At 61.9% G+C, this 12,253-nt stretch carries 11 protein-coding genes; 8 read left to right on the forward strand and 3 right to left on the reverse strand.

Features of this window, described 5'->3' with window-relative positions; translation table 11 throughout:
* Positions 1-116 precede the first annotated feature (116 nt).
* From ACAX43_RS13645 to ACAX43_RS13675, 7 genes are all read left to right on the forward strand, one after another.
* Positions 117-851, forward strand: a complete 735-nt coding sequence (locus ACAX43_RS13645; protein ID WP_254074361.1) for an IclR family transcriptional regulator — start codon at positions 117-119, stop codon at positions 849-851.
* Positions 852-1,288: 437 nt separating this feature from the next.
* Positions 1,289-2,602: an amidohydrolase family protein gene (locus ACAX43_RS13650; RefSeq protein WP_370708925.1), complete on the forward strand. Its 1,314-nt coding sequence runs from the start codon at positions 1,289-1,291 to the stop codon at positions 2,600-2,602.
* A 186-nt stretch (positions 2,603-2,788) separates the two neighbouring features.
* Complete coding sequence (locus ACAX43_RS13655; protein ID WP_370708926.1) at positions 2,789-3,937, forward strand: acyl-CoA dehydrogenase family protein; 1,149 nt, start codon at positions 2,789-2,791, stop codon at positions 3,935-3,937.
* Positions 3,938-3,942: 5 nt separating this feature from the next.
* Entirely contained in the window at positions 3,943-5,034 is a 1,092-nt protein-coding gene (locus tag ACAX43_RS13660) for an acyl-CoA dehydrogenase family protein (protein ID WP_370708927.1), read from the forward strand.
* On the forward strand, positions 5,031-5,834 hold the full coding sequence (locus ACAX43_RS13665; RefSeq protein WP_370708928.1) for a crotonase/enoyl-CoA hydratase family protein: 804 nt from the start codon (positions 5,031-5,033) through the stop codon (positions 5,832-5,834). Before ACAX43_RS13660 ends, ACAX43_RS13665 begins: the two co-directional genes overlap by 4 nt.
* A 73-nt stretch (positions 5,835-5,907) precedes the next feature.
* A complete protein-coding gene (locus tag ACAX43_RS13670; RefSeq protein WP_370708929.1) occupies positions 5,908-7,032 on the forward strand; it encodes an acyl-CoA dehydrogenase family protein in 1,125 nt (374 codons plus the stop codon).
* A gap of 76 nt (positions 7,033-7,108) precedes the next feature.
* Positions 7,109-7,432, forward strand: coding sequence for a 2Fe-2S iron-sulfur cluster-binding protein (locus ACAX43_RS13675; RefSeq protein ID WP_370708930.1), 324 nt, complete (start codon positions 7,109-7,111; stop codon positions 7,430-7,432).
* Between the two features lie 74 nt (positions 7,433-7,506).
* On the opposite strand, the gene ACAX43_RS13680 is transcribed toward ACAX43_RS13675, so the two are convergent.
* Entirely contained in the window at positions 7,507-8,784 is a 1,278-nt protein-coding gene (locus ACAX43_RS13680) for a cytochrome P450 (RefSeq protein ID WP_370708931.1), read from the reverse strand.
* Between the two features lie 194 nt (positions 8,785-8,978).
* Here ACAX43_RS13680 and ACAX43_RS13685 point away from each other — a divergent pair, with 194 nt between their 5' ends.
* Positions 8,979-10,625, forward strand: coding sequence for a phytoene desaturase family protein (locus ACAX43_RS13685; RefSeq protein ID WP_370708932.1), 1,647 nt, complete (start codon positions 8,979-8,981; stop codon positions 10,623-10,625).
* Here ACAX43_RS13685 and ACAX43_RS13690 read toward each other — a convergent pair.
* Entirely contained in the window at positions 10,581-11,336 is a 756-nt protein-coding gene (locus tag ACAX43_RS13690; RefSeq protein ID WP_370708933.1) for a TetR/AcrR family transcriptional regulator, read from the reverse strand. The two genes, ACAX43_RS13685 and ACAX43_RS13690, sit on opposite strands and share 45 nt — an antisense overlap.
* A 155-nt stretch (positions 11,337-11,491) precedes the next feature.
* Positions 11,492-12,226, reverse strand: coding sequence for an SDR family oxidoreductase (locus ACAX43_RS13695; RefSeq protein WP_370708934.1), 735 nt, complete (start codon positions 12,224-12,226; stop codon positions 11,492-11,494).
* Between the last annotated feature and the right edge of the window lie 27 nt (positions 12,227-12,253).

Consider the following 12,253-nt stretch of genomic DNA (forward strand, 5'->3'; position numbering starts at 1 on the left):
CCATGACGACAAAGAAGAACACTGCTATAAGCGAGTCCGTAGGAACCCGAGCGAACGTGGCGCGCCGCTCTGCTGATCAGGCGCCGAAAAGCCGTGGCGCAACGAGCGCGGTAACAGTGAAGCCCGTTGCGAACGCAATCCGTATCCTGCGTTACCTCACGCAGACAGGTGCGCCGGAACGAGCTGCGGACATCGCGCGGCATCTGTCGATCAATCCGAGTACCTGCTTTAACATCCTGCGCACGCTCGTTGCGGAGGACGTGGTCGATTTCAATGCCCTGTCGAAGACGTATTCGGCAGGCCTCGGGCTGGCACGGCTCGTGGAGCAGCTAGTGACCCAGGGGCAGCGGCTGCAGTTGGCTGCGCCGCTGATGCAGGATCTTGCAGCGGAGTTCGGCGTCACCGTGACCTTGTGGCGCCGGCTCGGCGCGGACCGGATCGTGTTGGTGAGTTCCGAATCGAGTCCGACCGATTTGCACATCGATATGCCGGCCGGCCAGCGATTGCCCATTCTGATGGGCGCCAGCGGACGCCTGTTTGCGGCGCGCCTCGGACTTACCGATGAGCAGTTGCGGGATGAATTCGAACAGTTACGCTGGGCGCGACCCATCTCGCTCGAGACCTATGTGCGCGAGGTGAATCGCGCGCGCCGACGTGGCTGGGCCAGCGATGACGGATACTTTGCGACGGGCGTGATGGCGATTGCCGCGGCTGTCTGCGACAAGAGCGATAACATCGCGTTTACCGTCTCTACGGTCATGATTCGGGGTGATCGAGGAGAGGCGCAAGTAGATGCGCTCGGCGAGGCTGTCCGCGACCTTGCTCATCGGTTGGAGTCAGTCCTGTTCTGATTTTTTCTGCTCATTCGGGCGCATTTTCTGTACGCCCGAAGCATTAGCGTTTTCTCACAGCATTTGGTTCGGCACGCCGGCCCGCCTCTGCGTCGCCGGCACTCGCTTGACGCGTCGGCATTCCCCTTCGAAATATCAATCCACATTTGCACGAAATGAAGGGGTTCGCGTCGCCCCTGGACCGCCTTCGTCCCGGACGGCACGCTCCGCACGGAAACTCAACCAGGCGCTACGCCGCGTAGCGAGTGGAGAGCGTGGGCCGCGCGCAAAAATCCCCTCTCCCTTCTCCCTGTAAACCCTAAAAACACCTCATTGAGGGGATGTAAATGAACATTATCGTTGATTGTGTTCAACTTGTTATCTACTATCTCAGTACCAACTCGCTCCAAACCCAGCTCGCCGAATCGCAGGTGAGCCCTTCACTACGGGGACCCCCGATGAAACTGGAAGACCTCATTCTCGTCAGCGTAGACGATCACGCGATCGAGCCGCCTAACGCTTTCACACGCCACATGCCCGCCAAATACAAGGGCCGCGAACCTAAGGTCGTGCAACGCAGTGGCCGCGATGTTTGGGAATTCGAAGAAAAGGCCACCGGCTACATGGGCCTCAATTCCGTCGTGGGCCGCCCGAAAGAAGAGTACGGCATGGAACCGCTCGGCTACGAACACATGCGCCGCGGCACCTGGGACATCAAAGCCCGCGTCGACGATATGAATGCCAACGGCGTGCTCGGCTCGCTGTGCTTTCCGACTTTCCCCGGCTTTGCGGGTCAGCGCTTTCAGGCCTATGAAGATCGCGGCGTCTCGCTCGCAGCCATCCAGGCCTACAACGACTGGCATCTGCACGACTGGTGCAATGCCGCACCGGGCCGCTTCATGCCGTTGATGATCGCGCCATGGTGGGATCCGCAAGCCGCCGCGGCCGAAATCGAACGGATGGCCAAACAAGGCGTGCACGCCCTTTCGCTCTCGGACAACCCCTCGCTTCACGGCTACCCGTCGATCCATAACGACCATTGGGATCCGGTCTACAAAGCCTGTGCGGACAACAACGTGGTGATCTGCTGCCATATCGGCACCGGCGCGAAAGCCGACCACGCCTCCGACGAATCGCCGATCGACGCATGGATCACCTCCATGCCGATCTCGATCGCCAATTCAGCGGCCGACTGGATCTGGGGGCCGATGTGGAAGAAATACCCGACGCTGCGCATGGCGCTCTCGGAAGGCGGCATCGGCTGGATTCCGTATCTGCTGGAACGTGCAGACTTCACGCACCGTCACCATCACGCGTGGACCATGTCGAACTTCGGCGGCAAGATGCCGAGCGATATCTTCAACCAGCACATCATCACCTGCTTCATCGAAGATCAGTTCGGCCTGAAGAACCTCGATTCGATCAACCTCGACAAGGTCACCTGGGAATGCGACTACCCGCACTCCGACTGCACATGGCCGAATTCCGCCGACGTGTTCTGGCAACAGGCGCAGGCGCAAGGCGTGTCCGACGAAGTGATCAACAAGATCACTCACCTGAATGCGATGCGCGAGTTCTCCTACGACCCGTTCCCGATCCTCGGCCGTGAGAACTGCACGGTCGGTGCGCTGCGTGCCCAAGCGAAGCACGTGAGCATCGAGCCCGCGCTCGGCATGGGCGGCGCCGCGCCGGTGCGCGATCCGAACAAGCCCGTGACCTCCGGTGACATCAACCGGATGTTCGCAGCCGCCGACGCACAGGCCGCGCTGTAAAGCGGCCCACTCACGCCGCGGCAGCACGTCGCCGCGGCGTCTGCAACACAGGCTGGACCGCGCCGCACATATCGGCCTCGTGGTTCAGGCGAGCTATGCAGGCCGATGTGGCCTGCGTAACGCGCTCGACATCCACGGCCATGAACGGCGCGACCCAATGCCCGCTCCCTGGGTCCCACCCGAACTATGTCCGCTACCGCTTTTCGCTATCACAGCCTTCCCTCCGACGCCGAGCCGCTGCGCGAGCAGGTGCGCGCGTTCCTCGCAGATACCTTGCAAACGCGCTCGCCGCTTAAGCGTGCCGAATCGTGGATGGGCGCCGATCCCGCGTTCAGCCGCGAACTCGGCCGACGTGGCTGGCTCGGTATGGCGTTGCCCAAACGCTATGGCGGCAGCGAGGCCGGCCCGTTTGCGCGCTATGTCGTGATCGAAGAACTGCTCGCGGCGGGCGCGCCCGTCTCGGCGCACTGGATCGCCGATCGCCAGAGCGGCCCGCTGCTTCTGCGCTACGGCACCGAAGCACAGCGCGAACGCTATCTGCCGGCGATCTGCCGCGGCGAAAGCTATTTTTGCATCGGCATGAGCGAGCCGAATTCCGGTTCGGACCTCGCGTCGATCCGCACGCGTGCCGAACGCAAGGGCAACGGCTGGCTGCTCAACGGCCACAAACTGTGGACCACCAACGCGCATTACTCGCACTACATGATCGCGCTTGTGCGCACCGGTGAAAAATCCAGCGCACGGCATGAAGGTATGTCGCAGTTCATCATCGACCTGAAAGCGCCAGGCGTCACGATCCGCCCGATCCGCGACCTGGCCGGCGGCGAGCATTTCAATGAAGTGTTCTTCGACGACGTCCAACTCGACGCCGATGCACTGGTTGGCACCGAAGGCCAGGGGTGGGACCAGGTCACCGCTGAACTCGCCTTCGAGCGCAGCGGTCCCGAGCGTTTTCTCAGCAGCATCGCGTTGCTGCATACGCTGATCGATGCGATCGGCCGCCGCCCCGATGCCTTGCAGGCACGCGAGATCGGCAGGCTGACAGCGCGGCTCTTCACGTTGCGGCACATGTCGCTGTCGGTCACGGCGGAACTTGCGGCCGGGCAAAACCCCGCGTGGGCCGCATCGTGCGTCAAGGATCTCGGCACGACCTTCGAGCAGGAGATTCCCGAAGTCGCGCAATTGCTGCTCGATACGCTGCCCAGCACCGGCGGCGGCAGCGACCATGCACAAGTACTCGCCTATCTGATGCAGATGGCACCCTCCTTTTCCCTGCGCGGCGGCACGCGTGAAATCCTGCGCGGCATCATCGCGCGCGGACTTGGACTGCGGTAATCGTCATGAGAGAAATTTTCGAATCCACTATCGAGCGTCTGCTCGGCGACACCGTCACTCCCGAGGTGCTGCGCGACAGTGAAGCAGGCGCCTGGCCGGGCCCCTTATGGAGCGCCATTGAAGAATCTGGTTTTGCCGTAGCGGCCGCTGCAGAAGCTCAGGGGGGCGCCGGCGCGAGCTGGGCCGACCTGTTCGTCGTAGTGCGCGCGGCAGGTCGTCACAACCTGCCCTTGCCGCTCGCCGAAACGCTGTTGGCCAATGCGCTGCTTGGCGAATGCGGGCTTGAAGCAATCAACGCGCCGCTCGGCATCGCGGGGGGCGGCTCGGTGACACTGCAACAGGGGCGCGTGAGCGGCACGTTACCAGACGTGCCCTGGGGCCGTCACACCAGTCACGTTGTTGCGATCACCGCGGGCAAGGAACCGACCCTGGTGCTGCTCGACACGGCTGATGCGCGAACAACATTGCGCCTGAACACCGCGGGCGAGCCACGCGACGATCTGCATTTCGAGCGCACCGCCTGCGTAAGCTGCGTGCCCTTGCCTGCCGATCTGCAAGCCGACGCGCTGCAGCTGGGCGCGGCGATGTTGCGCAGCGCCCAGATTGCAGGCGCCTTACAAGCGGTGCTCGACCTGACGATTCTCTACGCCACCGAACGTGTGCAGTTCGGCAAACCGATCGGCGCATTCCAGGCGCTGCAGCAACAGATCGCCGTCCTCTCCCAACATGCCGCGGCGGCAGCGGTGGCCGCGGAGTGCGCATTCAGCGCATCGCTCGACGGCGCGTGCGGCTTCGCCACGCTGCCAATCGCCGCAGCCAAAGTGTGCAGCGCCGAGGCGGCAAGCTTCGCGGCGTCAGCGGCGCATACCGTCCATGGCGCAATCGGCTTCACTCATGAACATGCACTGCATCACTCGACCCGGCGGCTGTGGTCATGGCGCAGTGAATTTGGCAACGCGACCGTGTGGGCGCAACGGCTGGGCGCCGCCGTGTGTGCCGCCGGCTCCGCAGAATTGTGGCCGGCGCTGACCGCTGGGCGCCTCGCACCGCTCGATCGGCCCATTGCGGCGGCACCGCTGCGAGGAGTCGCGGCATGAACGAATCTTTTCTCGATGTCGAACGAGACGGCGCCGTACTGACCGTGTGGCTGAACCGTCCTGAAACGCGCAACGCTCTGTCCGACCCCGCGCAAATGGATGAGCTGGTCGATCTATGCCAGCAGGTACGCCGTGATCACACCATCAAAGCGCTCGTATTGACGGGCGCCGGCAGTGCGTTTTGCGCCGGCGGCAACGTGAAAGACATGCGCGATCGCGGCGGCATCTTCGCTGGTTCGCCGCACGAAGTGCGCGACAGCTACCGCAATACGATCCAGCGCATCCCGCTCGCGCTGTACGAGCTCGACGTGCCGGTGATCGCGGCAATCAATGGTCCGGCGATCGGTGCGGGGCTCGATCTTGCCTGCATGTGCGACATTCGCATCGCCTCGGACAAGGCGCTCTTCGCCGAGAGCTTCGTGAAAGTCGGCATCGTCCCGGGCGATGGCGGCGCATGGCTGCTGCCGCGCGTGATCGGAATGCAGCGTGCAAGCGTGATGTCGTTCACCGGCGACACGATCGATGCGGTCAAAGCGCTCGAATGGGGCCTCGTGGCCGAGGTTGTCGCCGCCGAAACGCTGGTCGCGCATTCCCAAGCCGTGGCACAGCGCATCGCAGCCAACCCATCGCATGCACTGCGTCTGACCAAACGGCTCTTGCGCGAGGGCCAGCATATGCGGCTCGATTCCTTGCTGGAGTTGTCCGCCGCCTATCAGGCGCTCGCACATCACACTGAAGATCATCTGGAAGCGGTCAACGCATTTCTTGACAAACGGCCGCCGCGCTACATGGACAGATGACCGCGCGAATCAGCCACGCATATAGACCCATCCACCCCACCCAAATGCAGAGCGACAATCGCAGGACATGACTATGCGGACCGTTTTCAGGGAAGACCACGAACTATTTCGCGAGCAGGCCCGGCGCTTTATCGAAACCGAGATCGTGCCGAATCTGCACGCGTGGGAACGGGCTGGCATCGTGCCGAAATCGCTGTGGCGCAAAGCCGGCGAGATTGGCCTGCTGTGTTCAACCGTGCCCGAAGAGTATGGCGGCAGCGGCGGCGACTTCGGCCATTCCGCGGTGATGATCGAGGAACTGGCACGTGTCAATGCCACAGCCATCGGCTTTACGACACACTCGGAGATCGTCGCGCCCTACCTCGTCGCGTATGGCAGCGAAGAACAGAAACAGCGCTGGCTGCCGCGCATGGCGAGCGGCGAACTGATCGGCGTGATCGCGATGAGCGAGCCTGGCATCGGCAGCGATCTGCGCTCGATGCGTACCGGCGCGCGGCGTGAAAGCGATCATTACGTCATCAACGGGCAGAAGACGTTTATCACTAACGGCGGTAACGCCGGCCTGATCGTCACGGCTACCAAGCTCGACCCGCAATCGCGCGATCTCACGCTGATCTGCGTCGAAGAAGATACAGAGGGTTTTTCCAAAGGCAAGTTGTTGGAGAAAATCGGCCTCAAAGGACAGGATACGTCCGAACTCTTTTTCGACAACGTGCGCGTGCCGGCCGGCAACCGGCTCGGTGAAGAAGACAAAGGTTTCGGCTATCTGACCCATCAGCTCGCATGGGAACGCACCATTATCGGGATTCGCGCGGCGGCCTCGATCGAGGCGTTGCTCGAGGAAACCATCCAGTACACCCGCGACCGGCGCGTATTCGGCAAACCCGTGTTCGACTTTCAGAACACACGCTTCAAGCTGGCCGAAGTCAAGGCGCAAGCCACCATGCTGCGCGCATTCGTCGACGACTGCCTCGGCCGCGCAATGCGCGGCGAACTGACCGCCGAAGTCGGCGCAATGTGCAAACTGGTCGGCTCCGAATTGCAAGGCAAGCTGCTCGACGAAATGCTGCAATTGCACGGCGGATACGGCTATATGAGCGAGTACCGCATCGGCAAGGCATGGGTGGATGCGCGGGTGGCGCGAATTTACGGTGGCACGTCGGAAATCATGAAGGAAATCATCAGCCGGTCGCTATAGGTCTGCATTCCCCTTGCATGCAGACCCCACGCGAATCGAAAACCGGCGCGTCAATCGCGCCATACAGGAAACGGCCATGCCCAAACTCTCATATATCATGCACGACGGCACGCGTACCGACGTCGACGCGGCCATTGGTGCGACGGTGATGCAAAGCGCGCTCGAACGCAACATTGCGGGAATCAGCGGGGACTGTGGCGGTGCATGCCAATGCTGCACCTGCCACGTGTTTGTCGAAGAAGCGTGGCAAGACAGATTGCCACCCATCGACGATATGGAAGACGCGATGCTCGACAGCACCGCCGAGCCGCGCCGGGCAAATAGCCGGTTGTCATGCATGCTGACCATGACTCAGGAACTCGACGGTCTCGTCGTGCATCTTCCCGCCTCGCAGATCTGAGCGAGGATCGCTTCAGCGGTTAAAAAGGCGACACTGCGGGTCGCCTTTTTTCAAACCACCGCCGGCTCCGTTTCTCAATCCCAGATCACATGCAACGCGTGCGGCCCGCGCAATTGGGCACCGACGATTTGCGGTTTCGGCATATCCGGGTCAAGCCGCAGGTTCGGCAGCAAGTCGAGGATCGTATTCACCGCCACCGCGAGTTCGACCTTGGCGATGAACTGCCCGATGCACATATGCGGACCAAAACCGAACCCGAACGACGGTTTGAGCTTGCGATCGATATCGAAGCTCTCGCTGTTCTCGAACACGTCCTCATCGCGATTCGCCGACGACACGATACATTGCACCATCGCACCCTTCGGAATGCTGAAGCCGCCGATCTCTGTGTCCTGCGCCGCCTGGCGCACCTTGAAGGTCGCGACCGGCTCGAAGCGCACTGCCTCGTCGATCGCCTTCGGCACGAGGCTGCGATCAGCACGCACCCGCTCGAGGAGTTCGGGCCGCTCAAGCAGCGCCACCATCAGCGAGCCGAACGTGCGCGTGGTGGTCTCACCAGCCGCCGGCAGTAATGAGCGCACGAAAGTCGCCACTTCGTGGTCATCCAGAGAGCGCCCTTCGTACTCCGCACGAATCAGGCGGCAAATCAGGTCGTCGCCTTGCGCTCCGTTCCTGCGCACTTCGGCTACTTCGAGCTTGACCGCGTCATAGAGCGCCTGGGCAGCCTCCATCGCAGCTTTGCGCGCCTGAGCAGCCTTTTCCGCATCGACTTGCGGGCCGGCCAGAATCGCCAGCGCCCATGCCGCGTACTGTTCGATCTGCTCAGGGCGGTTATCCGGGAAACCGATCAGCGAATAGATCAAACGGATCGGAAAATGTAGGCCGAAATCCATCAGATCAGCGCGGCGCTTCGGCACCATTGGCTCGATATATTCGCTGCGCACAATCGGCGCCATCTTCGTGTCGCGCCAACGGTTCACCACGTCGGGCATGAAGACCGGCTGCAACAACGAACGCGCGCGGCGATGCGCTTCGCCGTCCATGCCGGTCAGGATCAGGCCGTCGAAAAACGCGCCGAGTCCTTCAGCGATAAAGCCGCTCGTAAACTGAGTGGCGTTGCGCAACACCGACATCACATCCTTATACTTGAACAGCGTAAACGTGGGCCGGTTTGCGTCGAGGCCGGCAATGTTCGGGACACCGAGGCGCGCCATGAAGTCTTCGGCGATGACAGGCGAATTGCGGCGCATGTCACGATAAATTGCGTGCAGATCGACGTCGCTGCCTTTGTAGTTGTCCGCGACGCCGGCGAAGGCGCTCTCGAGCGAAGTTGCTGCGGCGGGTGTGCTCATGCCTGTCTCCATCATTGATATTCGGTACGCGGACTTAGGGATCAGCCTGATAACCGTTTGACCCATGGTCAGCGCATTATATTGAACAGATTTGCAGATTGTGATCCACTTAAGGCGAAGAGGCAAGACAAAAGGCGCGCACTGCGATCGACGCAAACGCCCATGCACCCTGACAACAAAAAGGATGGAGACACATGGCAACAGAAGAGGCTTATGACGCATTGATCGTCGGCGGCGGCCACAACGGGCTATCCGCAGGCTGTTATCTCGCCGCGGCCGGAAAGAAAGTGCTGGTGCTGGAAGCGCTCGACAAGGTGGGCGGCATGGCTTCATCGGGCTATCTGCTGGAAGGTGCGCCACAGCATATGGTTCATCCGTGTGCACTCGACATGATGTCGATGCGAGTGCATCCACGCGTGCCCGCCGAGTTACAGCTCGAACGGCACGGCTTCCGTCAGATCGAACTGACGCCGGGTTACGTCTATTTGCATCCGGACGGCACCTCGCTGGTGTTCTGGCGGGATCCGGAGAAGACCGCGGCCGAAATTCGCCGCTATAGCCCGAAAGACGCCGACGCATTTCTCTCCTTCATCAAAGTCGTGTTCGCCTTCATCGACATGGCAATTCCGATGATGCGCGTCGATCCGGCGGATAAAAATCTCGGCGCGAAATTCGAGGCCTTCAAGGCGGCACTTCGCAATCGCAAGCTCAAACCCGAACTGATGGCGCTGCTCACCGGCTCGGCCTATCAGGCCGCACAGGAACATTTCGAACACCCGGTGACGATCTCCGCGATGTGTTGCCTGACCGGCCTCGCCGGGTCCATTACGGCTGACGGCAGTGGCATCTATTACGCGTTGCTCGGCTTTTTGCACCGCTTCGGCGTGGGCCGCGTGGTGGGCGGCATGCAGACTTTGTCCAACGCAATGGCCGCGCGCCTGCGGGAACTCGGCGGTGAGGTGATGACCTCGGCAAGCGTCGCGGAGATCATCACCGACGAATACGCGGCGCGAGGCGTACGCCTCGCTGACGGCCGCACGTTCCATGCACACGCCGTCATCGCAAGCTGCCATCCGAAAGTCGCGCTCGACCTCGTGACGCCCGGCCGGGTCGAAAAGCGCCTGTTGACACGTATGGCCCATGCACCGGCCAATGCGCACGGCGCGTCGCCGCTGAAGGTCGACATGGCTTTGCGCGGGCAGATATCGCTCAAGCGCTTCGAGGTTAAACGCGGCGACGGTCTCGATTTGCGCAAGACCTGCTTGCTGATCGGCACCACGGAAGCCGTGCTGGAAAACTTCCGTGCTTCGGCGCGTGGAGAAGTCCCCACCTTGCCCTACCTGACAATCGCCGCGCCGAGCGCGGTCGACCCGTCACAGGCGCCTGCCGGACAGGACACGGTGTATCTCTACCCGCCTGCCATGCCGGCCCAGCCACGCGAAGGCTGGGAGGCGATTCGCGAACGCGTGACGCAGCAGGTGATCGATCAGGCAAGCGAGTACGTAGACGGCCTGAAAGAGTTTGAGATTGGCCGCCGCATGGAGGCTGCGCCAGACTTCTCGCAGCGGCTGAACACCATCAACGGCTGCGTGGTGCATATCGACACCAGCACGATGCGTTCGAATAAATTCCGGCCTGCATATGGGCTGGGTGGTGCGACGCTGCCGGTACGCGGTTTGTACTTCGGGGGCGCCGGCATTCATCCGGGCGGCGGCGTGAACGGCATGCCAGGCCGCATTGCCGCGCGACGCGTGCAACGCTACCTCGGCAAAGCCGAGCGGCGCGGCACGACCCAATCAGGCTTCGTGATGGCGGTTCTTGCCGCGTGGGGGGTCTGCTAAAGCCGTCAAAGCCGGCCGCTTCAGCAGTGGCCGGCCGCTCACAAGCAACGTGGAAAGCACGAAGTCCACCGAAAATTCACGCCATGCCGTTGCGCCCACGGAAGACGTCGTATCAAAGCCCGCGACCGCGGACACGGTGTAGTGATTGGTAAAGCCGCCGGTAGTCAGCAGCGCGCACGCGGCGTAGAACATGGGCGCATCCACGCCTTCACGGAATTCGCCGCTCGCCGCGCCACGCTGAAGGATGCGCTCCATCTGCGCGACCAGCGCGGGCGCCAGATCGACGAAACGGTTGCGTTCGACGGAATGCGTGTTGTGTTCGTGAAAGCGCAGGCTTTCCTGCGCCAATGCGCCGAGCGTCGGATCGAGCCGGTATTGATCGATCGCGTGCTGCAGAAAAACCCGCAATGCCTCTACCGGCGGCAGGTGATCGAGTTCGAGCGCCAGCAGATCGGCGAGCACGTCTTGCGCGGATTCGTCGAGCACGCTGGCGAACAACTGTTCCTTGCTGCTGAAATAGTGATAAACGAGCTGCTTGGTCACCCCCGCCGCCCGGGCGATATCGTCCACACGAGCACCCGCGAGACCCTTTTCCGAAAATGCGCGACGTGCCTCTCTCAGCAGACGGCCGAGCGTGGCCCGTTTGCGCGAGGGCGAGGAAGATGCCGCGCACGTGGAAGGCGCGGCAGTATCGGTAAGTGTCGAAGGCATGGTTAAGCGGCACATAATGCGGAAAAACGAAGCACTGCTGATTCGATTGAACGCGTCCTTATCGACGCAATCCACAGCGGTGTCCGGCTAATGCATTGTAGTGCTGATCGACTGCCATAGGTACCTTGTTCTCATGCCGCCAGTCATTCACCGCGTCAAAAACTTTGCGACAGCGGCCGCACGACGATCTCATTGACCGCAACATGTTCCGGTTGCTCTATCGCATAGACAATGGCGTCGGCGATCACGTCAGGCGACATCGCGCCCTCGAACAGTTTTTGCGCGCGCTCCCGAAACGCCGGCACCGTGATGCTGTCGGTGAGTTCGCTCGCAACGAGGCCTGGGCAGATCGAGGTCACGCGTACTTTGCCCGCACATTCCTGACGCAAACCCTCGCTGATCGCTCGAACCGCGAATTTGGTCGCCGAATAGACAGCGCCACCTGGCCCCACCGTCAATCCCGCCACCGACGAAATATTGATCACGTGCCCCGAGCCCCGCTCCAGCATGCCGCCAAGCACCGCGTGAATGCCATACAGCACGCCCTTGATATTCACATCGATCATGCGGTTCCAGTCGTCTACGCAACCTTGCGAGATCATCGAGACGGGCATGACCCCGGCATTGTTGACGAGCACGTCGACGCGGCCAAACCGCTCGCGCCCCCTCTCCGCGAGTTGTTGCAGGTCGGCAGATTGCGTGACGTCCGTGGCGGCCCACAGCACGTTGGCCTCGCCGCCAAGTTGCTCCGCCAGATGCTTGAGGCGATCCGCGCGGCGAGCGGCCAACACAAGTTTGGCACCCTGCTGGGCCAGCCGTCTGGCTGTCGCTTCGCCGATGCCGCTGCTCGCCCCGGTAATCATGATGATCTTGCCGTCTATCGAATTCATGGATTTCCTTCCTTCGTGTGAACTTGA

It is taken from the genome of Paraburkholderia sp. IW21, from assembly GCF_041321145.1.
Taxonomy (GTDB): domain Bacteria; phylum Pseudomonadota; class Gammaproteobacteria; order Burkholderiales; family Burkholderiaceae; genus Paraburkholderia.